This window comes from Orenia metallireducens (assembly GCF_001693735.1).
Lineage (GTDB): Bacteria > Bacillota > Halanaerobiia > Halobacteroidales > Halobacteroidaceae > Orenia > Orenia metallireducens.
In genome coordinates this window covers 104015-129286 of sequence record NZ_LWDV01000009.1, presented here as the reverse complement: position 1 = coordinate 129286, position 25272 = coordinate 104015, and the positions used below count along the sequence as shown (strand labels likewise).

At 32.8% G+C, this 25272-nt stretch carries 20 protein-coding genes and 1 pseudogene; 5 read left to right on the top strand and 16 right to left on the bottom strand.

The features are described 5' to 3' along the window. Positions 1 to 11: 11 nt before the first annotated feature. The 7 genes from U472_RS08515 to pta all read right to left on the bottom strand — a co-directional run bounded on the left by U472_RS08515 (position 12) and on the right by pta (position 6243). Positions 12 to 1007 carry a beta-ketoacyl-ACP synthase III gene (locus U472_RS08515; RefSeq protein WP_068718851.1) on the bottom strand — a complete coding sequence of 332 codons (996 nt, stop codon included), beginning with the start codon at positions 1005 to 1007 and terminating at the stop codon, positions 12 to 14. 28 nt (positions 1008 to 1035) lie between these two features. Then, positions 1036 to 2025, bottom strand: coding sequence for a phosphate acyltransferase PlsX (gene plsX, locus U472_RS08510; RefSeq protein WP_068717484.1), 990 nt, complete (start codon positions 2023 to 2025; stop codon positions 1036 to 1038). 4 nt (positions 2026 to 2029) lie between these two features. Then, positions 2030 to 2608 (bottom strand): transcription factor FapR, encoded by a 579-nt coding sequence (gene fapR / locus U472_RS08505; protein WP_068717482.1) that lies wholly within the window; start codon positions 2606 to 2608, stop codon positions 2030 to 2032. A gap of 590 nt (positions 2609 to 3198) precedes the next feature. Further along, positions 3199 to 3366 carry a 50S ribosomal protein L32 gene (gene rpmF, locus U472_RS08500; protein WP_068717480.1) on the bottom strand — a complete coding sequence of 56 codons (168 nt, stop codon included), beginning with the start codon at positions 3364 to 3366 and terminating at the stop codon, positions 3199 to 3201. A 60-nt stretch (positions 3367 to 3426) separates the two neighbouring features. Further along, positions 3427 to 3909: a YceD family protein gene (locus U472_RS08495; protein ID WP_068717479.1), complete on the bottom strand. Its 483-nt coding sequence runs from the start codon at positions 3907 to 3909 to the stop codon at positions 3427 to 3429. Positions 3910 to 3979: 70 nt separating this feature from the next. Next, positions 3980 to 5173, bottom strand: a complete 1194-nt coding sequence (locus U472_RS08490) for an acetate/propionate family kinase (RefSeq protein ID WP_068717477.1) — start codon at positions 5171 to 5173, stop codon at positions 3980 to 3982. A 71-nt stretch (positions 5174 to 5244) separates the two neighbouring features. Next, positions 5245 to 6243, bottom strand: coding sequence for a phosphate acetyltransferase (gene pta / locus U472_RS08485; protein WP_068717475.1), 999 nt, complete (start codon positions 6241 to 6243; stop codon positions 5245 to 5247). Between the two features lie 607 nt (positions 6244 to 6850). Here pta and U472_RS08480 point away from each other — a divergent pair. Together U472_RS08480 and U472_RS08475 are read left to right on the top strand one after the other, a co-directional pair. Continuing rightward, positions 6851 to 8140: a nucleotidyltransferase gene (locus U472_RS08480; protein ID WP_068717473.1), complete on the top strand. Its 1290-nt coding sequence runs from the start codon at positions 6851 to 6853 to the stop codon at positions 8138 to 8140. 46 nt (positions 8141 to 8186) lie between these two features. Then, entirely contained in the window at positions 8187 to 9005 is an 819-nt protein-coding gene (locus U472_RS08475; RefSeq protein WP_068717471.1) for a 3'-5' exonuclease, read from the top strand. A 92-nt stretch (positions 9006 to 9097) separates the two neighbouring features. On the opposite strand, the gene U472_RS08470 is transcribed toward U472_RS08475, so the two are convergent. Together U472_RS08470 and U472_RS08465 are read right to left on the bottom strand one after the other, a co-directional pair. Further along, positions 9098 to 10105: a YlbL family protein gene (locus U472_RS08470; protein WP_068717469.1), complete on the bottom strand. Its 1008-nt coding sequence runs from the start codon at positions 10103 to 10105 to the stop codon at positions 9098 to 9100. Next, a complete protein-coding gene (locus tag U472_RS08465; protein WP_068717466.1) occupies positions 10080 to 10883 on the bottom strand; it encodes a patatin-like phospholipase family protein in 804 nt (267 codons plus the stop codon). Before U472_RS08465 ends, U472_RS08470 begins: the two co-directional genes overlap by 26 nt. Before the next feature lie 274 nt (positions 10884 to 11157). On the opposite strand from U472_RS08465, the gene U472_RS08460 reads away from it, so the two are divergent. Next, complete coding sequence (locus U472_RS08460) at positions 11158 to 12057, top strand: SDR family oxidoreductase (RefSeq protein ID WP_068717464.1); 900 nt, start codon at positions 11158 to 11160, stop codon at positions 12055 to 12057. Between the two features lie 86 nt (positions 12058 to 12143). On the opposite strand, the gene U472_RS08455 is transcribed toward U472_RS08460, so the two are convergent. From U472_RS08455 to U472_RS08440, 4 genes are all read right to left on the bottom strand, one after another. Next, a complete protein-coding gene (locus tag U472_RS08455) occupies positions 12144 to 12311 on the bottom strand; it encodes a DUF362 domain-containing protein (protein ID WP_068717462.1) in 168 nt (55 codons plus the stop codon). 764 nt (positions 12312 to 13075) lie between these two features. After that, positions 13076 to 13894 carry a MerR family transcriptional regulator gene (locus U472_RS08450; RefSeq protein ID WP_068717460.1) on the bottom strand — a complete coding sequence of 273 codons (819 nt, stop codon included), beginning with the start codon at positions 13892 to 13894 and terminating at the stop codon, positions 13076 to 13078. A gap of 200 nt (positions 13895 to 14094) precedes the next feature. After that, positions 14095 to 16494, bottom strand: coding sequence for a glycoside hydrolase family 31 protein (locus U472_RS08445; RefSeq protein ID WP_068717458.1), 2400 nt, complete (start codon positions 16492 to 16494; stop codon positions 14095 to 14097). A 51-nt stretch (positions 16495 to 16545) separates the two neighbouring features. Next, positions 16546 to 17583: a LacI family DNA-binding transcriptional regulator gene (locus tag U472_RS08440; protein ID WP_068717454.1), complete on the bottom strand. Its 1038-nt coding sequence runs from the start codon at positions 17581 to 17583 to the stop codon at positions 16546 to 16548. A gap of 220 nt (positions 17584 to 17803) precedes the next feature. On the opposite strand from U472_RS08440, the gene U472_RS08435 reads away from it, so the two are divergent. After that, the gene (locus U472_RS08435) at positions 17804 to 18628 is read left to right on the top strand and encodes an expansin EXLX1 family cellulose-binding protein (RefSeq protein WP_218059060.1); all 825 of its coding nucleotides are present in this window, start codon (positions 17804 to 17806) and stop codon (positions 18626 to 18628) included. 107 nt (positions 18629 to 18735) lie between these two features. Here the strand turns inward: U472_RS08435 and U472_RS08430 are convergent. The 3 genes and pseudogenes from U472_RS08430 to U472_RS08420 all read right to left on the bottom strand — a co-directional run bounded on the left by U472_RS08430 (position 18736) and on the right by U472_RS08420 (position 22625). Further along, positions 18736 to 20334, bottom strand: a pseudogene (locus U472_RS08430) (glycoside hydrolase family 13 protein). Between the two features lie 247 nt (positions 20335 to 20581). Further along, positions 20582 to 21538, bottom strand: a complete 957-nt coding sequence (locus tag U472_RS08425; RefSeq protein WP_068717450.1) for a polyprenyl synthetase family protein — start codon at positions 21536 to 21538, stop codon at positions 20582 to 20584. Positions 21539 to 21578: 40 nt separating this feature from the next. Continuing rightward, positions 21579 to 22625 (bottom strand): FAD:protein FMN transferase, encoded by a 1047-nt coding sequence (locus tag U472_RS08420; protein WP_245684777.1) that lies wholly within the window; start codon positions 22623 to 22625, stop codon positions 21579 to 21581. 606 nt (positions 22626 to 23231) lie between these two features. On the opposite strand from U472_RS08420, the gene U472_RS08415 reads away from it, so the two are divergent. After that, positions 23232 to 25034, top strand: a complete 1803-nt coding sequence (locus tag U472_RS08415; RefSeq protein ID WP_068717448.1) for an FAD-dependent oxidoreductase — start codon at positions 23232 to 23234, stop codon at positions 25032 to 25034. Positions 25035 to 25272 lie beyond the last annotated feature (238 nt).

The following is a 25272-nucleotide window of genomic DNA, read 5'->3' as shown; positions in this document are numbered from 1 at the left end:
TCTACCTCCCTTTAAACCCATTCAATAACTGTAGCTCCCCAAGTTAACCCTGCTCCAAAGCCAACAAGAACAACTATATCTCCACTCTTAATTTTGCCTTCCTTCACAGCTGCATCTAGAGCAAGAGGAATTGATGCTGCAGAAGTATTCCCATATTGATCAAGATTTACATAAATCTGCTCTCTATCTAACTTCAATCTTTTAGCTGCAGCATCAATGATTCTAATATTGGCTTGATGTGGAATCAAGAAATCAATATCATCTCTAGTTAATCCAGCCTTTTTTAAAGCTTGAATAGCTGCCTTTCCTAAGATTCTAACAGCAAATTTAAAGACAGGATTACCTTCCATCTCTAAATAATGTAGTCCTTCATCAATAATCTGTTGAGAAAAGGGTCTCTTAGATCCCCCTCCACGTACTATTAGAACTTCATTCTGCTCTCCATCTGCTCCAATAACATTTGATAAGATACCACCTGATTTGGTAGGAGTTAAGATTGCTGCTCCTGCCCCATCACCAAATAAGACACAAGTACCTCTATCCTCCCAGTTAATAATCTTAGATAGTGTTTCAGCACCAATTACTAAAACATTATCATAAGCACCTGTTTCAATATATTGAGTAGCAACAGATATACCATAAACAAATCCAGAACAAGCTGCTACCAAATCAAAAGCAGGGATACCTTTAATTCCCAATTTATCTTGTAGCACACAAGCAGTGGAGGGAAATGCTAAATAATCAGGAGTAGCGGTAGCTACTAAAATTAAGTCTAAATCCTCTGCTTCTAACCCTGCATCTGCTAACGCATTTTTAGCCGCCTCATAAGCCAAGTCAGAGGTCGATATATCATCTTCAGCAATTCTTCTCTCTTTTATCCCTGTTCTAGTCGTTATCCAATCATCACTAGTATCTACCATCTCTTCTAATTCATTATTTGTTAGGACCTTCTCAGGAGCAAAAGAACCCACTCCTGCAATCTTAGCTCTTCTAAGTTCTCGTACCATAATCACTTACCAGTCCTTCCCCTCAATATTAGCTTTCTATATTAGCTTTAATTAAATTTATCAAATCTGCTTTTATTCCCTTTTCAGCATTCTTTATAGCATTCTTTATAGCCTTAGCATTAGAACTACCATGGCTAATTATCGTTATACCATCTATGCCTAATAGCGGAGCACCACCATATTCAGTATAATCCATCTTTTTAGCTACCCTTTTAAAGGCAGACTTTAATAATAGAGCACCAATTTTGCCTAAGAAGGTTGCTGTGATCTCCCGCTTAATAATTTTAAATAATGCAGAAGCTAAGCCTTCGGTAGTCTTTAAGACAACATTTCCTACAAATCCTTCACATAAGATGACATCATACTTTCCTGTGAAGATATCACGCCCTTCAACATTACCTACAAAATTTATATTATCCATCTCTTTTAATAATTTATGTGTTTCAATGGTCAATTCATTTCCTTTTTTCTCTTCTTCACCAATACTTAATAAGCCTACTGTGGGATTTTTTTTATCTAATAAGTTCTTAGCATAAATCTGCCCCATCAAAGCATGTTGCACTAAATGCTCTGGCTTACTATCCACATTTGCCCCCATATCTAAAAGAAGTGTCTCTTCCTTTAATGTAGGAAATACTGTAGCAATTGCAGGTCTTTTTATCCCTTTGATACGGCCAGTTTTAAGCAGACTACTTGCCATTACCGCTCCTGTACTTCCTGCTGATACAAAAGCATCACCTGCTCCCTCTTTCACCATCTTAGAACCTACAACAATTGAAGAATCTTTCTTCTTTCTTAATGCTTTGGCTGGTGATTCATTCATACCAATAACTTCAGAGGCATGGTAAATCTCTATCTTATCTTTATCATATGTATATTTAGCAAGTTCCTTCTTAACTTTTTCTTCAATTCCTACTAAGATAAGTTTAGAATCAATCTCTTGACTTGCTTCAATAGCCCCTTTTACAATCTCATAAGGAGCATGGTCTCCTCCCATAGCATCAACAATAATCTTCAACGGATCAACCCTCCTTATTCATCAGGTCATCTTCAATAGAGAATATGATGAACTCTCCATTAAAAACACTTTCCCCGTTAATCTTAGTTTCTACCTTTACGTAAAATCTATTCCCTTTTATCTTCTCTACCTTGGCCTTTGCTACTAATCTTTCACCAACATAGACCGGTCGATTATATCTAACTTCTGCTGAACCAGTCAAAGCAACATCAGCATCAATGATCGCTACAGCTAAAGAATTAGCTTGAGCAAAGATATGATGTCCACGCACTATCTTACTCTTTTCTAATACTAACTCTTCAGTACTCTCTAAGATAGAGATACCACTATCATTAAGTTGAATATCAATCAATTCTCCAATAATCTCCTCACTCTGTACCGATTTAACTTTAGAACTTGCCTGTCTAGCAACAGATTTAATTCGCTCTCTGACTTCAGGTATACCCAATTCCAATCTATCTAAACGTATAGTTTGAATACTGACATTAAATAATTCTGCCAATTCCCGATCAATTAAAAAAGGGTCTTCATCTAATCGTTCCTTTAAATTCTCTTGACGTTCAGCTTTAGTCAATCTTCTCATATTTTTTACCACCTATTAAAAGCTCCTTTTAGGACCTGATACTAATTAATTTCTATAGTTATTATATATAAATTTTTCTGCCATTGCAAGATTTTATTTAGATACTTTTTATCTTTTTTACTAAATTCTATATTTTGTATTAAAAGAACAACAAATCTACTAGATATAGTATCTTTATCCACCGTAATTAACTTAACTATATAGATTGAATTAAAGTTCTTCATATTAAAATCAATACCAAAAGAAGATTTAGACCCAGGTTTATGCAGATAAATACAGATTAAAAAATTAAATAAATTAAGTTTTTAAATCGGATTTTAGTCAGATTTTAGTCTGCGTCAAAAAAGGTTTTGATTTATATCTTCTTTATGAAAATTATTGCAACATACCAATGAAGTTCTACTTTAAACTTATTCATATATTAATCCAATACTAAAATCTATAATTAACTAAGATTTGTGAAATCTCCGCTTTATGTAAATATAATATCCATAATATTTTAATTATATAAAAAATATTAAAATCTATTATACTTATAAAAACAAAAAGAGCAAAGTGGAAAAATTCCACTTTGCTCTTATCTATGATAATTATTTCACTTTTCTTCCATCGTAGTATCCACAATCAGGACATACACGGTGAGATAATTTTGGCTCATGGCATTGTGGACATTCCACAATGTTTGGAGCATTCAACTTCCAGTGCGTTCTTCTTTTTCTCTTACGAGTTTTTGAGGTTCTTCGCTTAGGTACTGCCACTACAAACACCTCCTTACATTAGTACATCATATGTTATATAGAAATTCTATAACTACCCAATTACTTATCTTCCTTTAATAACTTCTGTAATTTAGCTAGTCTTGGATCAACCTTATGCATAAAACAATCACAATCTTCTCGATTTAAATTGTTACCACAACTTGGACATAATCCTTTACACTCTTCATTACAGACAGCCTGCATAGGAAAAGCTAATCTTAGCTCTTTAAGCAAACCTTCTCCGACATTAATTTCATCATCTACTATCTCTTCTTTAGACAATTCAAAATTAAAGTCAAACTCTAAAGGCATAAAGAACTCCTCTAAACATCGACTACAAGGCAAGACGGCTCTTAACTTCACATGACCCATAACTATATATTCCTTATTGGAATTGATTATAGTTATATCAAGTTTAGCTGGGTTTTCAAAAGATACCTCTCTACCCTGTATAAGCATATCTTCTAAAAAAATATCAAATTCTTGCTTTAAATTAGTCCCTAGATTTTCTTTAATACTTTCAACATTTACTCTTATATTCATATATAATCACCTCTAGGACAACATTATTCATTATAATATAGCTCTTGCCTTGTTGTCAAGAATTTTTGTTTTAATTACCCACTAATTCCTTTGTATCACGAGCAATAACCAATTCTTCATTAGTTGGGATAATAAATATCTTCACTTTAGAATCATCGGCATTGATTTCAGTTGCCTTTCCTCTAACATTATTCTTTTCAGCATCTAACTTGATTCCTAGGTAATCTAAATCAGCACAGATTTTTTCTCTTAATTCAATAGCATTCTCACCAATTCCTGCTGTAAAGACAATTGCATCAACACCATTCATAACGGCAGCATAAGAACCAATATACTTCTTAACTCTATAAATGAATATATCATATGCTAATTTAGCTCTATTATTTCCATTCTCAGCACCTTCTTCTATATCTCTCATATCACTGCTGACACCAGAAACTCCTAATAAACCACTCTCTTTATTCATTAGATGATCCATTTCTTGTGGAGATAGTCCTTCTTTCTCCATTACAAAAGGTATAATAGCAGGATCGATATCTCCACAACGAGTTCCCATTACTAACCCTTCTAATGGGGTAAGTCCCATACTTGTATCATATGATTTACCATTCTTAACAGCAGTTACACTTGCTCCATTACCTAAATGGCAAGTAATAATCTTTAAATCTTCAATATCTTTACCCATCTCTTTTGCTACTTGAGCTGCTACAAATTTATGAGAAGTACCATGAGCTCCATAACGTCTAATAGAGTGTTTTTCATATAATTCATATGGCAAAGCATACATATATACTTCTTCTGGCATACTTTGATGGAATGCAGAATCAAATACTGCTACCTGCTTTGCATGAGGCATTAGTTTTTCACACACTTCAATCCCCATCAGGTTAGCTGGGTTATGTAATGGTGCCAATGAAGCCCATCTATCAATATCTTTCTTAACTTGATCATTCACAACTACTGACTTATCAAAAGTATCTCCACCTTGTACAACCCTATGACCTACAGCTTGAATTTCATCTACACTAGAAATAACACCTTTATCTCCAGTTAAAGAGTCAATTACTAGCTCCATTCCCACAGAATGGTCAGGAATATCTTGTACTACTTCAAATTCATTTCCATCACCATTCTCTTGCTCTAAGCGGGAACCTTCAATTCCGATTCTTTCAACTAAGCCTTTGGCTAAAACACTCTCGTCTTCCATATTAATTAATTGATACTTAATTGATGAACTACCACTATTGATTACTAAAATTTTCATGTTTGTTTCCTCCTTAATTCTATTTACTTACTAATCATTAAACTATGTACCATTTATACCACTAATTAAACTTAGCAATTCTGAGCTTGTACTGCAGTAATTGCTACTACATTTACAATATCTTGAACATTACATCCACGGGATAAATCATTAACTGGCTTTGCTACACCCTGTAGGATAGGTCCAATAGCCTCTGCATGTGCTAACCTCTGAACCAATTTATAACAGATGTTTCCTGCCTCTAAATCCGGGAAGATTAATACATTAGCATTTCCTGCAATTTCACTATTAGGATACTTCTTCTGAGCAACCACAGGTACAATTGCTGCATCTGATTGCATCTCTCCATCTATCTCTAACTCTGGTTGAGCTTCTTGGGCTATTTTAGTAGCCTGTTGTACTTTATCTACAAGCTCATGCTTAGCACTGCCATTTGTAGAGAAGGATAACATAGCTACTTTTGGATCAATACCAGCTAAATCCTTAGCTGTCTTTGCAGAAGAGATAGCAATTTCAGCCAATTGATTTGCATTTGGAGCTGGATTTACAGCACAATCTCCAAATACCATCAATCCATCTGTACCAAAATCTTTATCTTGTACAATCATAATAAATGCTCCTGAGATAACAGAAATCCCCTCAGCAGTACCCACTATCTTAATAGCTGCACGTAATACATTTCCAGTAGAGTTGGCAGCACCTGCTACCTTACCATCAGCATCTCCTTTTTTAACCATCATTGCTCCATAGTACAAAGGGTCTTTGATCTGCTCTTGAGCATCTTCTAAAGTAACACCTTTATGCTTTCTTAACTCATAATAAGTATTAGCATAATCACTTAACTTATCTGATTCTAGTGGATTAATGATTTCAGCCCCTATTAAATCTACACCATGCTCTAAAGCTACATCTTTAATCTCTTGTTCATCACCCAATAATATAATATCAGCAATCTCTTTTTCTAAAATAATAGGAACAGCTTTAATCATTCTTGGTTCAGTTCCTTCTGGCAGAACAATCTTTTTTCTATCACTTTTTGCCTTATCATGAATCATTCCTATAAAACTCATATTTTATCCCCCTTAGCACTAAATTGTAATGTTATTAATTCTTCTTATTCATCTTTATAATTACTATATATACTATGCAAATTCCTTGTTTTTTTGATAAAATATTTATAGTTTAAATAATGACAAAAGTCAATTTAATCATAATGTTTCTAATTATCTGACAATTAATCAATATATACTGATTAAAAATTTCACATTAATAACTATAGTAATTCTCAGGTTTATAAGCTATAATAAATGGTTAGCCTTACATATTTAAAGATATTTTAAGAAAATAGTCTTAGAATAATATCTGTGAATTAAATATTTTGTATCTTTTCCCATTTGATAAGAACTAGTAGCGTTTTATATTAAAAATAAATTTAAATTCTTTTTCCCACTATATAATAAACGAAAATTTCTAAAATTATTTTCTTATAAAGAGGTTAAATTTATACTAGTAAATTGATATTTGACTTTAATATCTCTATAATAGTATAGTAGCAAATGACAAATGACCCGTAACGAAAAATTTCTAACCATTACCTATTATCATTTATTACTAATAACCGGAATATAAATTATAGATTAAATAAAACCTATACGATAAAAATTAGGAGGAAAATTAATGAAAGTTCTTGGAATTATCACAGAATATAACCCTTTTCATCAAGGGCACCGATTACATATAGAGAAATCTTTAGAAGCAAGCCAAGCAGATGCTTGTATCTGCATTATGAGTGGAGCTTTCTTACAACGTGGAGAACCCGCTATAGTCAACCAATGGGCTCGAACAGAGGTGGCACTGAATTCTGGGGTAGATTTAGTGATTCAACTTCCAGTTTCCTACTCTGTTAGAAGTGCTGAATATTTTGCATTTGGTGCAATTAGGTTACTTGAAGCAACTAAAATTGTAGACTTTATCTGCTTTGGTAGTGAATTGGGTGAGATTGAACCTTTAAAGCAGATTGCTAAAATCATAGCTAATGAACCTACAGAAGTCAGTAAGAAAATTAAGGCTAGCCTTTCAACAGGGCTCTCTTATCCCCAAGCTAGAAGTCAAGCCTTGGTAGAGTATATTAAAGCTAATCAGGATGAATTTAAAAAATCATCTGAAAAATATATTCAAATATTAAATAACCCTAATAATATTTTAGGAATTGAGTATATTAAAGCACTAATCCAATCGGAAAGTTCCATTACCCCTTTAACTATTAAAAGAGAAGGTGAAGGATATCATTCCCAAGAGATTAGAAAGTTAGCAAGTGCCTCAGCAATTAGGAAGAATTTACAAGAAAACTATAATCAAAACAAAAAGTTAATCGATGAAAAACTAAAACAAGTACTCCCAGATAAAAGCTGTGCAGTATTAGAGAATGAATTCAATCAACAAAAAGGACCAATTTTCTATGAGAACTTCTCTAATTCTATCTTAACTTTATTAAGAAGAATAACCCATCATGATTTGAAGAATTTCGAGGATATTATAGGAGGGTTAGAGAATAGAATTAAAGACGCTAGTATAGAGTCAAGTTCTTTAAAAGAATTGATAAATCTAATTAACACAAAATGTTTCACTCAAACTAGAATTCAGAGAATCTTAACCCAAATTCTATTAAATTTAGACCAAACAACTCTAGATAGATTCGATAGAGGGGGAGGACCTCAATATCTAAGAGTATTAGGTTTTAATCATAAAGGAAGAGAGTTATTAAAATTAATAAAGGAGAATTCTACCCTTCCTCTTATAACAAAAGTAGCAAATCATTATAGGAGTAGCCAAAAAACAAATAGCCTTTTACAAGAAATGTTAAGTCTTGATATTAAAGCAAATAATATCTATTCTTTGGCTTACCCTAACCATAATCTCAGAAGAGGGAATATAGATTTTCGTAAACACCCTATAATTATAAAATAATTAAGTCAATCCTTAATAATTGAAGAACCATGGGAGGAACAAAATAATGCAAGATATTAAAGATGCAATTATAAAATTAGCTGAAAATCTGAAAGATAATAGAGAAGTTTCTACTAAAGATAATGAATATTATCATGAAAAACTTAAAATATATAGATTCTTATATCATACTTTTGAGGTATGGCATAAGTACTTTAACCAAGATGAATTAACCAAAAGAAGTAAGAATTACTTGACAGCAATCTTAGAAGGAAAAATCGAAAGTAGTAAAATCGAAAAAGAAATAGCAAAGGAGATTATACTCCTCCTAAAAGAAGATAATAGCAAAACTTATATAGTTTTTGATTTGGAGACTACAGGTTTAAAACCTTGTAGTTGGGGCAGAATCATTGAGATCGCTGCAGTTAAACTCAACATAGACAATAAAAATAATACCTTTGAAATCTGTGATGAATTCCATTCACTAGTAAATCCTGCTATGAAAGTCCCAAAAAAGATAAGCAAAATTACAGGTATTACTACAGAAATGATAAAGGATAAAGAATCAATTTATGAAGTATTACCTAGATTTGTGGATTTCATAGAAGAAGGGAGTCTATTATCTGGACATAATATTAAGGCCTTTGATATCCCCTTCCTAGATGCTGCTGTAGATAAATTTAAGTTCAATCGCCCTGACTATAAGAGTAAAATTGATCAAATAGTAGATACCTTATATCTATCAAGGGAAAAGTTACCCAATTTAGAAAATCATAAATTAAAGACAATAGCAGATTATTTCTCAATCTCTATAGATAATCATCATCGAGCAATCGATGATGCTAGGGCTAATGCTAAGGTTTTAATTGAGTTATTAAAACTATAAAAAATAAGCAATGATAATTATACCTTCTCACTGCTTATTTTTTATTCAATATTCTAAATATAACCTATATAGTAGAGTTAAATAATTTCATTTCATGATTTAAATTTTTCTTCTTTAAGATATTCAATTATCTCTTTTATATTCTCTACTACTACAAGCTTTATCCCTGATACCTTCATCTTTTGAGCCTTCTTAGCATTACCCTTAGGGACAAAAAATACCTTAGCCCCTTCTTTCTGAGCTGCTGCTATCTTCTGTTGAATACCATCAATCTTGCCGATACGGCCATCTAAATCTATCGTTCCTGTCCCTGCAATCTTCAACCCATGGGTAATATCCTCTGGTACCAAGCGATTATAGATCTCTAAAGTAAACATCCCTCCTGCTGAAGGTCCCCCAATCTTTCCTGCATTAATCTCTATATCGATAGGGAGAGTATACTTTCTATTATAAGGTGTGATTAGGACACCAATCGAAGGGTTATCTGAATTTTCTTGTAAAGGAAGTGTTCTTAAATTATAATCTTTCTTCTCATCGCCCCTTTTAACGGTAACCTTAACTCCTTGCCCCATCTCTCTATTTTGAATCTTATCTACAGTCTCAGTCATCAAATGAACGGGGTCACCATCAACTGCAACTATGATATCACCCTCTTGTAACTTTCCATAGGCATCTCCTTCTTCTAGTACCTTAACAATTTTGACCCCCTCCCCAGTTATCTTAGGATCATAACCTGCTTCCTTTAAAGCTACTGCTTTAGCCTTAAGTTGACTCTCTTTCATCATCTCTAGCATAACCTCAGCATATTCTTTCATATTTACGCCTTCAGGTTTAGGTCTTAATTCAATCAATTGGGGCTTGAATAATTTAATATATAAATAATCGAATAATCTAGCCTCTCTCATTGAAACAGCTGTTAGCATTACCTCCCCCTTTATAGGATAAGACTCAGCTTTCACTTCTACCATTGGCTCTAAGGTTTTAGCAATTCCAGGTGAAATTCTATAATAATCAGTAGGCCAAAAAACTAAAAATCCTACTATTAATACGCAGATTATTCCTAGAAGTAAATGTCTATCTTCTCTGTTGAGACGCCTCATCTAAACTCCACTCCTCTATCAACTTTTTAATTTTCGGTATAGACTCTTTAGTAGCTTGATATCCTAACTTGATACATTCTTCTGCCTGATCTAAACCAGTTGTAGGGATATGACCAACCTCAGGAATAATTAATATATCAGCACCAGTATTCTTATGCTCAGCAATCTCCTGTTGCATAATATCAATAGAATTGATAATCACATCAAAGATATTATTGACCTTAGTCCCATTAATTACATTATAACTAACCTCTACACCTACAACAATATCAGCTCCCATCTCCCTTACAGGAGTTACAGGAACTCTATTTAAGACAGCTCCATCTACTAAGACCCTACCATCTAACTCATATGGCACATAAACTCCTGGAATAGACATACTGGCTCGAATACCATCAGCTACTAATCCTTCCTTAATTACTACCTCTTCCCCCTTCTCAATATCTGCTGCTACTGCAACAAAGGGAAGATTTAAATCCTCAAAATTCTTTCTATGAGTCAATAATTCAAAGAACTCCTTTACCTTATTACCAGCAATCAGCCCTTTTCTTGGTACAGTTATATCTGTTAAATGCTCCCATTTTAAATGAATAGCTAATCGCTCTAGTCTGTTTAGTGACAATCCTGCAGCATAAAAGCCACCAATTACACTCCCCATACTAGTACCACCTAAATAATCAATCTCTATCCCCTCTTCTTCAAAGGCCTTTAAAGCCCCTAAATGAGCTAGTCCCCTTGCTGATCCAGCCCCTAAAGCTACACCAAGAGTAGGTTTCATACTTCTATCACCTCATTATTTATATATACTAATTCAAAATTTATAAATTGGATCTATCATAATTATTTACTTTTCTAGATAAAATTCTTAACCCCTTTAACAAATAAAGTCTTGTGATAGTATTTTACTCCTCTTACTAACAATATATGTAAAGATATAATCTTTATTATTCAACAAATTCTCTATTTAATCCCCTTAATAAAATAGAGAATTAATAACCTTTTACTTATACAAAGAATATAATAATCTAAAATCAATAAAAGGAGCCTTATTTATGTATCCCAAATATCCCTATTTCGGTTTTGAACAAAGATGTAAGAAAAGACCAATTACCTTTCCTCCTCAACACCAGAAGCAGCACCCTGGTATAGAAAAAATCATGGAGCCAAGACCTATTTTTAATAATCCAGATTATCAAGGAAGCAATAAATTATTAAATAAAGTAGCTATTATCACAGGAGGAGACAGTGGTATAGGTCGAGCTGTTGCAGTTGCTTTTGCTAAAGAAGGAGCCGATATAGTTATCGCTTACCTTTATGAAGATATTGATGCAAAAAAAACTAAAGAGATAGTTGAAAAGATAGGTAGTACCTGTTTAACCATTAAAGGTGATCTTAAAAATCCTAGATTCTCTTACAAAATTGTAGAAAAAACTATAGATACTTTTGGTAAAGTGGATATTCTTGTTAATAATGCGGCTATCCAAGTCTATCAAGAGAGTATATTAGATATAACTAATAGACAATTAGAAGATGTTTTTGGTACAAATATTTTTTCTTGTTTTTATATGACTAAAGCAACTTTACCACATTTGAAAAAAGGTAGTAAAATCATAAATACAACATCAGTTACAGCCTATGAAGGCCATAAAAATTTAATTGATTATTCTGTTACAAAAGGGGCAATAGTAACATTTACCCGTTCTTTATCATTATCCTTAATTGAAAATGATATTCGAGTAAACGCTGTAGCTCCTGGACCAATCTGGACACCCTTTATCCCATCAAGCTTTCCTCCAGAAAAAGTAGAAAATTTTGGCTTGAATACTCCAATAAAGAGGGCAGGTCAACCCTTTGAATTAGCACCTACATATGTCTATTTAGCTTCTGATGATTCAAAATATGTATCAGGTCAGGTACTCCATGTTAATGGTGGTACTATGGTAAGTTCTTAATTTAAACAGATACACACCTTTAAAAATCATATCTAAAATAAAAAAACCTCAGAGAGGATAGTCCTCTCTGAGGTTTTATGTATTTATTACTCTTCAATTGCCTCTACTGGACAAGATCCTGCACAAGCACCACAATCGATACAAGCATCAGCATCGATTTCAAATTGAGTATCACCTTCAAAAATAGCTTCTACTGGGCAAGTGCTTTCGCATACACCACAAGAAATACAAGCATCACTAATTGTATAAGCCATGACCTTCACCTCCACATAAATTTATATAATACTAAATCTAAGATATTAATTATTAATTCAAAAAATGACTAACTTATAAAATTAATCAAACTTAATTATGTAAGTAATTCTCTTACGATAATAGGATAGCATATGTAATATTGCTTGTCAATAAAGGAGAACAAACATGAATGATAATCATTATCTATTGCTCGTATGCTAAATGTTTCTACTGAAACTATGTAAATTTTATGAGCAATTTGGGTCCTTCCACAACTTTTATGAAAATATATTTTTGAAATTGTAAATAACCTTTTATCCACAGGTTTTAAACTCTGGTATTATCATAATTTGAAAATCTGTAGCTAACTCATAACTTAAATTTAGCCCATTACTATTCTTAATCACAAAGTTCGTTGTTGAACCTACTTTTTATAAAATTATTGTCTGATGAAAGTACAAAAGTTACCGAGATTTTAATTTTCATGATTCCTAATATTAAAGAACTTATTTTTTCTTTAAAAGAATTGCAGAAGCTAGTTTATATGAAAAACATAAGAAAAAATAAGTGTTGAAAGGTTAATTGAATATAATATTCCGTTAACCAATTGTCAAAATTCAGCTTAAGTTAACGCGTATGATACTTTAATTAATTATTAACCACATGACCTAAAGGAAAAAGGATAAGGAAGTAGTCTTGGGCTAAATTGATTATTAGCTAATAATCAACAATTACAGCAAAACATGCTTTGCTCTATATCTCTAATTAAAATAATTATTTGAATCTACATATTTTGTTTTCTTACAGGTATTTGGACTTCTACTAGATAGTTATCTGGCTTAGATTCATTCCATGCTCCTTTAATAGATACTTGACGTACTTCTCCATAAGACTCATATTCACTATCTTCAATCCAATTTGCAAGAAAGAAAAAGGCTCTATCAATGTTTTCATAACGCCCTTTATATAAAAGTGTTGCGACACATGGCACGGGTTCAACTTCTCTAAAGACAAATTTTCCTTCGTTTTCTTGTAACTCTGCCACAGGCATAGCAACTTCAATATCTACATTACTTTCTTTATACTCGCTGTCATGATATATTGCAAAAGGATTACCATTAGGTTGTAATTGATTCTTTTGAGCAAAATTACCTAACATAGCCCATAAGTCAACTTCTTTACTATAATTCTTCACCTTATCTCTTATCGATACTACTTTACAACTTGCTATTTCTTTGAATTCAACTTTATAATCCATTGTAATCATCTCCTTTCCTAATGTAGAAATAATCTTATTAATATCAGATATAGTTTTCCTTTGATTATTGATATTCTCTTCAATTTCCAACTTTTTCATTTCTAATTCTTTTAAAATATCTTCATTATCTTTCATTTTAACTAATCTAGATATTTCTGCTATGTTAAACCCAACATCTCTAAATATAATTATTTTGATAAGTTCTGGCATTTGTTTTGCTGAATAGTAACGATACCCTGTTAATTTATCAATTTTTGCAGGCTTAAATAATCCAACCTTATCATAATGCCTTAACATTCTTTTAGATACTTTTGTAAACTTTGAAAATTCTCCTATTTTAAACAAGCTTTCACCTCCCTTCTGTAAAACAAATCCGATTATACTATTATTATAGACCTTATCATAATGATAAGGTCAAGACTAATTTATATATAATTTTCTAGTTTCTAAGTATAATTTATATCATCCCAACAATCTTTCTAATTTAAGTGTTTATTAAATAAAGAACGAGTATATTAGCTAATATACTCGTTCTTTATTTATACTTATTTAATCTCTATCTTACTTGCCTCAATCTCTACCTTAAGTTCTAAGCCACCATGATTATATTCCCATTGATTACTTTTAACTCCATCTATCATTACTACGCTAGGTTCTAAATCTAAATTCCTAAATCTAATTAAGTAATTACTATACTCTAATTGATAATCATCTGCTAGACTATCTATGTTAAACTCTAATCTATCAGTTTGATAGAGATAACTAAACTCCCTTATATTATATCTCCCTTGCTGATAAGCAAAGCTGCTCCCATCGTCTTCATAGAGACAATAGCTACCTTCTTTAACATCACCACTTAAGTATATATTTAACTCAAGTTCCTCTATCTTCTCTTCCCCTACATAATTCATCACTGGGGATAAAGGTAGAATAGCACCTGCTTTAATAAAGATCGGCATCGTGTCTAAAGGTGCCTTAGCTATAATATGCTCTTCACCTTGATAGCTATGCCCAGTCCAGAAATCATGCCATTCTCCCTTAGGTAGATAGACCATCCGCTCACTTCTATCTGGTTGGTATACTGGAGCTACTAGGACACTATCACCGACCATAAACTGGTCTGAGAGATTATAGGTCTTCTCATCTTCAGGATACTCTAAAACTAAAGGTCTCATTATAGGTAATCCACTTTGATGAGCTTGATAGAAGAGGTTATAAAGATGGGTTAAGAACCTATAACGTAACTTAAGATACTTTCTAATTATCTCTTCATACTTCTTGCCAAAAGACCAAGGCTCTTGGTTGATATTATTAATGGCACAATGGTTTCTCAAAAAAGGCATAAATAGACCTAGCTGTATCCAACGGGTCAACAGCTCCCCATCGCTGTTATCAGCAAATCCCCCTACATCAGTTCCACAGAAGGTAATTCCAGAAAGACCCATATTTATCAACATCGGTATCGCCATCTCTAAATGAATCCAAAAGCTACGATTATCCCCTGTCCAGACAGCTGAATAACGTTGAATCCCTGAAAAGCCTGCTCTCGTTAAGACAAAGGGACGTTCCTTAGAATTATATCTCTTTAGCCCTTCATAAGTAGCCTGCCCCTCTAACAAGCCATATAAATTATGAAAACGGCTATGAGTTCCCATATCACCATCATTATCATGGACTACTTCAATATCCATAGTGCTGGTATCACTGAAGATACCTGGTTCATTCATATCATTCCAGATTCCTTTTACACCTTGCTCTAACAATAGGTGATGCTTATCTCCCCACCACCTTCTAACCTCTGCCTTTGTAAAGTCTGGAAAAACACAATCACCAGGCCAGACCTTACCAATATAATATTCTCCGTCTAGGTATTTACAGAAGTAATCATGCTCAAGCCCCTCCTGATATAACTTATAACGAGGGTCTTTTTTTACCCCAGGATCGATAATCGTTACTACTTTAAAACCATCCTCACCTAAGTCACTTAGCATCTGTTTAGGTTGAGGAAATTCCTTCTCATTCCAAGTAAAGACCTTGTATTCATCCATATAATGAATATCAAGATGGATTACATCACAGGGAATCTCCTTCTCTCTAAACTTCTGGGCTATTTCTCTAACCTCTGCTTCAGGATGATAGCTATAACGGGATTGGTGATAGCCTAAAGACCATTTTGGTGGTAGTGGCATCCTGCCTGTTAAATTGGTATAGGATTTAATTATCTCTTTGATATTAGAACCATTGATAAAATAGTAATCTAGCTTCCCACCTTCAGCCCAGAAGGAATAATACTCCTTAGAATTCAATCCTAGATCAAAGTAAGTCTGATAGCTATTGTCAAAGTAAATTCCATAGCTTCTCCCTTGATTAAATCCAATTAAAAAAGGAATAGATTGATATAAGGGGTCAGTACTTGGTACATGGGGGTTGAAGGTATCGGTATTCCACATAGTATACTTACGCCCCCGCTTATCTAAATATCCTGTCTTCTCTCCAAGCCCATAGAATCTCTCTTGCTCCTCTAACTTCTTCCATGCTCTAACCTGATCTCCACTCCAACCAAGAGCATGGTCATTATAATCTTGGTGAATTAGATTGTCTTCTAAGTCATAAAAGCTTAAAGAAAACTTCTTCTTATTGATTAAAATCTTTAAGGACTCTGTTTTAACCTCTAATACTTCTGTTCTATCTAAGATACTAAAATTATTATAATTCAAAGTATGGTCAACTACTGCTGGGGTACTACTAAAATCAATTTGATTATCACCTTTAGCCATGATTACTCTAAGGATATCACTAGTTAAAAACTCTAAGGCTATACTCCCCTCTGTTAGCCTTAAAAATAATACGTTCCCTTCCTTTTGATAATCTACAAGCTCACTAAAGATAAAATAACTATTATCTCCAGTTAAACTACCATTATCTATAATCTCTGAGCTATTCATCATATCAACTCCTATCTTTAATAATAAATCAGCTTTAGCAATACTCTGCCATCATAACCTTTTAACTGAATCCCTTTTAATTAGTTCTATGGGAAGAGTCAAGGTCTGATTATCCACTCTATCTCCAGCAATTAAATCAATCAATACCTCTGCAGCCTGCCTTCCCTTTAAGAAAACTGGTTGACTTACTGTACTTAGAGAAGGATGGAGAAATTCAGTATAAGGAAAATTATCGAAACTAACAATTGAAATATCCTCTGGTATCTTGAATTTAAGCTCATTTAACTTTTTATAAATTCCCATACTCATAATATCAGCAGTTGAGAAGATTGCTGTTAACTGCTGATTCTGCTTTAATAACTCCTCTACTCCATGATATCCCCCCTCCATCGAAACACCTACATTACATATATTCTCCTCTTTGATAGGGAGATTTCTTTCAAGTAAAGCCCTTTTATATCCTTTAAAACGTTCCATATCAACACCATCTTCTATTAATTCACCACTAATCAGGCCAATCTCCTTATGCCCTAAATCCAAGAGGTGCTTGGTAGCAATATAACCTCCATACTCATCATCAATTCCTACCTTATAAAACTTCTCCTGCTTAGTATAGCTATCAATCAAGACTATTGGAATCTTAATTTCACTCAAATTATCTATCAGCTTAGGAAGTGCTCCAATGATAATCAAACCATCTAAATCCCTCTGTAAAATTATATTTTTAACTTTATCAGCAGTAATAGTAGAACCGATAAGTAATATACTGTAGCCTTCCTTTGTACTTAGTGACTCTATACTATTGAGTATATTGCCATAAAAGGGGTTATCAAAGTTAAAATTGTCCTTATTGCCCTCACTTAATCTATCAGCATCACCCCAATTAGGTATTAATACACCGATTAGATTACTCTTTTGCCCAACCAAATTTCTGGCAGAGAGATTAGGTTGATAGCCTAACTTTTTAACAGCCTTTAACACCTTCTCTTTGGTTTCATCAGTTACATTTCCTTTATTATTAATCACATAAGATACCGTTGCAATAGAGACCTTAGCCTCTTTAGCAACATCTTTGATTGTCACACCCACAGTAACTTCCTCCTTAGCGTAAGATTAAAATAATATTATATTCTAAAAATCCATGATAGACATTATCAATTATCTTACTAGAATAATATCTTTAGCATATACAGCTCACTAAAACTCACATCTTCCTACCTTCAATTGCAATTCAATCTCAATTTTCAATGTAACACTTATAACATTTATAACATAATATATAATATTTAAACAAATTTAACATATGGAGGTGATTAAAATACCTACTGAAAGAGATGAAAATAATAATGATAGTCAAATTATTCAACCAGTCTATGAGTATATTATACAACCCGGAGATACTTTATTTTACATTTCTCAAAGAAATAACATACCTCTTGGAACATTAATTGCTGCCAACCCTCAAATAAAGAACCCAGACCTTATCTATCCCGGTGAAAAGATTTATATTCCTAAACCCAAAGAAATTCACAAGGGAAAAACTACTTATTATAAACACGAAGAATGGCATTGTTATAAAGTTCCTCCGCAAGGATACTATATAGCAGCAGTTAATATCTCTGATTATAATAAAGGACTAATGTGTGGTGCCTATCTAGAAGTCACTAACTGGCTAAATACTATAAAAGTATTAGTTGTTGATAGTATGGGTAAAGATAAAGACTATATTGATTTAGAAGAAAAGGCTTTCCAAAAGATAACTAGACTCTCAAGGGGTATTATCGGTACCACATGGAGAATAATTCCCTTAGAATTCCCCGACCCTAATGATGATAAAATAAAATATCATTTTGGTTCAGATAGTACTGAATATTATATAAATGTACAATTAAGAAACCACCTCTATCCAGTTAAAAAACTAGAGTACTTTGATAAGAAGAAAGAAAAATATATAAAACTGAAAAGAAGACCAGATGGTATCTTTACTAAAGTTAACCCAAGACAAAAATCCTTCGATTTTAAAATAACTAGTATCTACAATCAAGTAATTATAGATAAAGATATTAAATTAACTCCTGGAAAAACTGTAGTTGAAAATGCTCAATTTAAGAATTTACACTACCCAGAATCATAAAGTTTAAAGTCCAAAAGTAGAAGAGTTCCAGCAGAATATTTAATCTTATCAAAATATTGGAACTCCACCAATAAAGTACAAATTCAAATTTTAAGAGTTTTAAATAACTAACTTAACTTATAAGCTCGTGCTTCATAAGGTCTCAGCTCTAGCTTAGTAATACTCTCATCTTCATCAACTTCATAGTTACTTATTAACAACTCCTTCTTCTCAAAACTAATCTCATTTGATAGAATAAATTCTGCTTCTTCTTCAAAAAGGTTAACGATAACCAATAGCTGCTCATCAGCTAAAGTTCTAGTATAAGCAAAGATTGAGTCATCTTCTGCTAATAACAATTCATAATCACCATAAACGATAATATCATTCTCTTTTCTTAATCGGATTAGCTTCTGATAATAGTAAAAGATAGAATCAGAATCCTTTAATGCATCTTCCACATTGATCTCTTTATAATTTGGATTGACCTTTAACCAAGAGGTTCCAGCTGTAAAGTCAGCATTTTCAGTATCATTCCACTGGATTGGGGTTCTAGCATTATCCCGTCCATTCTTCCAAATCGTCTCCATCATCTCTTGATGGCTATATCCTTTTTTAAGATTATCACGATAGAAGTTTAGAATTTCAATATCATTGTAATTATCAATCTCTTCACCTTGATAGATATAAGGTGTTCCTTGCATAAAGTGTAATAATGTAGCCAACATCTTAGCTGACTCTACACGATACTTCTTGCCATTACCCCATCTTGATACAATCCGTGGCAAATCATGGTTGTTCCAAAATAATAAATTCCAGCCTTGAACCTTAAGTTCAGTCTGCCATTCACTCAAAACCTTCTTTAATTTCTTAAAATCCAAAGGCTTGGGACGCCATTTTCCTTCAATATCATCTCAGTCAATGGTCATATGCTCAAATTGGAAGATCATTGATAGCTCATTACGTTCAAGGTCAGAATATAATTTTGCAATCTCTGAAGTTGCACCCCAAGTCTCACCAACTGTTAAAACATCAGAATTACCAAAGGTTGCTTTATTCATCTCTTGTAATAAAGTATATAGCCTTGGTCCATTTCCAGTAATCTTTTTATCAACTTCTTTACCTATTAATCCATTCTAAAACCACCAATACCTTTTTCCAACCAGAAGTTCATCATCTGATAAACCTCCTCTTGAACCTTAGGATTCTCCCAATTTAAATCAGGCTGACGCTTACTAAAGAGATGAAAATAATACTGCCCAGAATCTTCATCATACTCCCAAGCTGGTCCACTGAAGATTGAAGGTATATCATTAGGTAATCCTCCACCTTTGGGGTCACGCCAGATATAATAATTACGATAGGGATTATCCTTGGACTTTTTTTACCTCAATAAACCATGGATGTTCATCAGAGGTATGATTAACCACCAAGTCCATAATAATTCTAATATCACGTTCTCTTGCTTCTTCAATCAATTCCTCCATATCACCCATAGTTCCAAGTTCTGGGGCAATATCTTGATAATCAGAGATATCATAACCATTATCATCCATTAGTAATTTATAGACTGGAGATCACCAAATTACATCAATGCCTAACTCTTCTAAATAATTCAGTTTGTCAATAATTCCCCGTAAATCTCCAACTCCATTCCCTGTTGTATCTTTAAAGCTTCGTGGGTAGATTTGATATACTACTGCTTCATGCCACCATTTTCTTTCCATCTTTATGCCTCCTAGTAGTTGATTAAGATTAAAACAGTGGAGTTTAAACGTTTAAACTAAAATCAAAAAAATAAAATACTCTTAACGGAGCAGTTCTGAAATTTATTAATATTTTTTCTGATTTTAATAAAAAATCTTGCTACTTTATGTAAAATTATAACATCAGACAATTTTATTGTAAAGGAGATTTTTTTATTTCAGTATAGGTATGATTTACCTCCTTGATCACACCTACACTGACACCTTTTTAATAATCTCTATTTACAACTATATCAGCCAAGTCTATCAATATCTGATGATAAGGATTACCTGCTAAACCTTTAATCTTCTTTTTAGCCTTATTGATATAGGTTTTGGCTACCTTCATGGTATAATCTAAAGAACCATTATTTGTTATAATATCTTTAATTTCTTGATTATTCTCTAATGGATTATCTAATAACTCTGCCAACTTCTCGCCATAGCTACTTTCATAAAGGGTATATAAGATTGGTAAGGTATAGATACCTTGGGTAAAATCATTTCCTTTCGGCTTACCAATACTACTACTACTTTTAGTAAAGTCAAAGAGGTCATCCACTAGTTGGAAGGCCATTCCTATATAACGCCCATAATGACCAAGGTTTCTAACTGTTGCCTTAGGTAGACCTGCACTACCTGCTCCTAAAGCACAGCTTCCTTCAAATAATAGTGCAGTCTTACTCTTAACCCTTTTAAAATAACCTTTATAAGTTACATCTATATTATATCTATCTTGATGCTGTTGAATCTCACCTTCACAAATTTGCTTAATTATATTAGACACTTGCTTTAGCTGTTCATTTGTAGCTTCTCCTGCTAAGATATCAAAGGTCAAAGTAAAGAGATAATCTCCAGCAAAGACAGCTACATCCTTACCATATTTAGATTGTACAGTTTCAGATCCACGCCGTAAATTAGCATCATCTATAATATCATCATGGATTAAAGTTGCCATATGCAAAATCTCTAAAGCAGCCGCTAATGACCATACCTCTTCTCTCTTATATTCACCAAATTTGGCTGTTAACATCAATAAAGCTGGTCTAATTCTCTTACCACCTGATTTAGCCAAATCTGAAATAGCTTCTTGAATCAAGGGCTGCCTACTGACTAAAGTCCCTTGTAAATAATCTTCAAATTGAACTACCTCTTCTTTAATAAGGGGGAATCTATCCCAAAACACTCCACATCACCTACTTTAAATAATTTAGAGATACTAATCCTTAATTTATTAAGCTATATTTATTCTCTTTAGTGATTTTAAACTTATCCTTCAATTTATCTGTAACATAGATTTGATCATCTTCAGTAATCAAGATTGCCTCTACACCATCTAATGTATTAACCAATTGTAATCCCTGTTCTACTCCTAGAATATAGACAGCCGTAGATAACGCATCAGCATCAAAGGAGCTTTTAGCTACAATAGTAGCACTAATAACTCCATTTCTAGCTGGATAACCGGTCTGTGGATTTAAAATATGGTGATATCTAACTCCATCTTCAATAAAATAACGTTCATAATTACCAGAAGTAACCACAGTCTTATCCTTTACATTTACAATACCTATTATTTCACCACGGGTTTTAGCCTTAGGATCTTGAATCCCTACCTTCCAATCAGAACCATCAGGTTTGGCACCTAAGACAGATACATTCCCACCAAGACTGATATAAGCACTCTTTACTCCCTGACCCTTTAATAGTTCAATTACCTTATCAGCAGCATAACCTTTAGCAATCCCACCTACATCTAAAATCATACCTGCTGTTGCTAGGCTAATACTTTTAATTTCAGGATTCAGTTTTACTTGCTTATAATTTACTAACTTCAACTTATCTGCCAATTCATCTTTAGAAGGAATCTGCTGTTCTTCACTACCTATCCCCCATAATTTAACGACTGGACCGATAGTAGGATCAAAGTACCCTTGGCTTAACTTAGCATAATTTAAAGCTCTATCAATTACTCGATAGGTATCAATACTTACTTCTACACCTTTCTTACCAGCAGAGTTGTTGACTTGATTAATTTCACTACCTTTAATATTTAAGCTCATCTTCTGCTCTAACTCATCTATTAAAGTAAAGGCTTCTTCAACTGTACTCTCTACACCTGCACCATAAACCTTCAGTTGAACTATCGTTCCCATCTTATAATCACTTTTAAAACTAGAATCTTCATTTTTAGCTGAACACCCTAATAAAGTTATACTTATCAATAACATAAAGCAAACAGCTTTAAAAGATCTTTCCTTATTTAATTTCACTTTTATCACCACATATCCTTTTTAAAATTTTATGAATAAAACCCAAAATGAGTTAATTCAATAAATAGAATGCTAAGCTCATAATCGATTATAGTCATCCAACTTTAGAGTAAAATTTAAATATACTGTCATATAAGATTATCAATAATCTTACATTATAGGAATGATTTTAATAAATCCTAACGCTTAGGAAAATAAGAATTATTATCATTTCCAAAGTTTATCAAAAACCATTTCTCTTGTCAATTACTTTTAACAGTGATTAAAATATTATTGACACAAACAATTACCTATGTTAACATATTGAATGGAATATAGTAATGATAATCATTTTCTGTTTTTACTAAAAACCATTAATACCTCCTCAATACTTATTGAAAATAGAATTTATATGACCACGCCAATTTTTGATAATTAGTGCATTGCTTCACATATCATCTTAGAATTATTATTAAATCAGTTCTATTTTTAATTACTTTTATCCTGCAAAAATCATAATGTTTTATAAAACTATAAAGGAATTATAAAATTATCAGCGAAATATACTTAATAGAGAATAAATACATTCTCTTAAAATCTTATAATCTTGTTTAAAGGAGGGAAGAGATGAATGAGAAGATTGTTATTCTAGGAGCTGGTTATGCTGGTATTAAGGCTGCTAAAACCCTTAATAAGAAGTTTAAAAAGAATGATTCTATTGAGATTACTTTAATTGACCAGCATCAACATCATATTTTATTAACTGAGTTACATGAAGTTGCTGGTAATAGAATCGATAGCAATGGAGTAAAAGTCTCCTTAACTGATGTCTTTGACAACACTAAAGTTAATCTAGTTCAAGATAAAATTATCAATATCGATACTGACAAACAACAGTTGCTATCTCAAGAAGCTATATATAGCTATGATTATTTGATCTTAGCAGTAGGTAGTGAGCCAACATACTTTAATATTCCTGGCATGGAGGAACATGCTTTTGACCTTTGGTCTTTGGAGGATGCTAAAAGAATTAACGGACATATTCGCACCATGTTCAGTTTAGCTTCTCAAGAGAAGAATATCGATAAGCGTAAAGAACTATTAACCTTTACTGTCGGTGGTGGTGGCTTTACAGGAATAGAAACAGTTGGTGAGATTGCCGAATGGGCAAATGATTTATGTAAGTTATATAATATCCCAAGAGAAGAAGTTAGCATTAAAGTTATCGAGGCTATGGATAAGATTCTGCCTGTACTAAGTAAGAAGCGTATTGCTAAGGCAGAAAGATACCTTAAAGAAGAGCTTGGTGTAGAAATTCTTCTAGATTCTACCATCTGTAAAGTAGAAGAAGATGGCGTAACTATTAATAGTTGTCAACTAGAAGGTAGTCATATTATTGATGCCCCACAAGCGGAAGAATCAAAAATTAGGACCAAAACTCTAATCTGGACTGGTGGAGTTAAAGCTAAGGAATTTGTAAAGAAATTAGGTTTAAAATTAAATCATCGCGATAGGATTGAAGTAAATAATTATCTACAAACATCTATTAAGAACATCTATGCTATTGGAGATAATACCTACTTTGAAACTGAAGATAACTGGGTTATGCCCCAATTAGTTGAAGCTGCTGTACAAGCAGGTAAATCTGTTGCCAATAATATTTATGCAGAGATTACTGGCAAAGAGTTAAAGGAGTTTAAACCACAGTTACATGGAGTAATGGTCTCTATAGGGGCTAATTATGCTGTAGCAGAACTTAAACCTACTCCAAAATTGACTCTTCCAATGTCAGGATTTTTAGCAATGATAACCAAGCATCTGGTTAATATGCATTATTTATTTGAAGTTAATGGTTTGAGTTTGATTTGGGAATATATTGAACATCAATTTACTGATGTTAAAGGAGGTATTGGAATGCTAGTAAGACACTTCTCTAAAAAGTCAGGTACTTACTGGTTAGCTATCTTAAGAATCTTCTTAGGATTAAGGTTCTTAATAGAAGGTATCCATAAAGTACAAGAGGGTTGGTTAACTGGATCTGAAGGACAACTTGTTTCTGGAGCCTCTTCAATCTTATGGAGTGAAGGTACACCTCAAATCTATATTGATTTAATGAAGACCTTTGTTGTTCCAAATCAAGTACTATTCCAAAAAATACTTGTTCTTACCGAATTAGGTGTAGGGCTTAGTTTAATTTTTGGTTGCTTAACAGTCTTAGGAGGGCTTGCAGCAATGGGTATGAGTGCCAACTTTATCATTGGTGCTTTAGGTTCAGAAGCAGGAATCTGGGAGCCAGTCTGGTTATTCTTAATCTCTTTAACTATGCTTTCTGGTGCTGGTAAAGCCTTCGGTCTAGATTATTATTTAATTCCCTGGTTGTTCAACCTATCTAAAAAGCCAGTAAATTATGATAAAAAAATTGCAGCTTAACCTTAATTTTTAATTTTCTCTAGACTAATTCCAACTATTTTCGGTGGTTTACTAGGTTGGATAGTAACGGATTAGCCTAATAAATTATCATCTTTAAGTTAACTATACTATATCATTAAACACTTAGCAACGCTTATAAGATAATATGTGTGACTACAGATATTATCTTGTCTATATTTTATTTATTGGACAAGACAGCTAATTACTTAGAATCTTGTTTTATAATAAATATTATTTT

Excerpts from the sequence above, each read along its gene's own strand:
- U472_RS08465 (WP_068717466.1), bottom strand. The coding sequence starts at position 10,883 with ATGAAACCTACTCTTGGTGTAGCTTTAGGGGCTGGATCAGCAAGGGGA.
- U472_RS08445 (WP_068717458.1), bottom strand. The coding sequence starts at position 16,494 with ATGAATAGCTCAGAGATTATAGATAATGGTAGTTTAACTGGAGATAAT.
- U472_RS08480 (WP_068717473.1), top strand. The coding sequence starts at position 6,851 with ATGAAAGTTCTTGGAATTATCACAGAATATAACCCTTTTCATCAAGGG.
- U472_RS08470 (WP_068717469.1), bottom strand. The coding sequence starts at position 10,105 with ATGAGGCGTCTCAACAGAGAAGATAGACATTTACTTCTAGGAATAATC.
- U472_RS08415 (WP_068717448.1), top strand. The coding sequence starts at position 23,232 with ATGAATGAGAAGATTGTTATTCTAGGAGCTGGTTATGCTGGTATTAAG.
- U472_RS08515 (WP_068718851.1), bottom strand. The coding sequence starts at position 1,007 with ATGGTACGAGAACTTAGAAGAGCTAAGATTGCAGGAGTGGGTTCTTTT.
- fapR (WP_068717482.1), bottom strand. The coding sequence starts at position 2,608 with ATGAGAAGATTGACTAAAGCTGAACGTCAAGAGAATTTAAAGGAACGA.
- U472_RS08460 (WP_068717464.1), top strand. The coding sequence starts at position 11,158 with ATGTATCCCAAATATCCCTATTTCGGTTTTGAACAAAGATGTAAGAAA.
- U472_RS08475 (WP_068717471.1), top strand. The coding sequence starts at position 8,187 with ATGCAAGATATTAAAGATGCAATTATAAAATTAGCTGAAAATCTGAAA.
- U472_RS08455 (WP_068717462.1), bottom strand. The coding sequence starts at position 12,311 with ATGGCTTATACAATTAGTGATGCTTGTATTTCTTGTGGTGTATGCGAA.
- U472_RS08490 (WP_068717477.1), bottom strand. The coding sequence starts at position 5,173 with ATGAAAATTTTAGTAATCAATAGTGGTAGTTCATCAATTAAGTATCAA.
- U472_RS08495 (WP_068717479.1), bottom strand. The coding sequence starts at position 3,909 with ATGAATATAAGAGTAAATGTTGAAAGTATTAAAGAAAATCTAGGGACT.
- pta (WP_068717475.1), bottom strand. The coding sequence starts at position 6,243 with ATGAGTTTTATAGGAATGATTCATGATAAGGCAAAAAGTGATAGAAAA.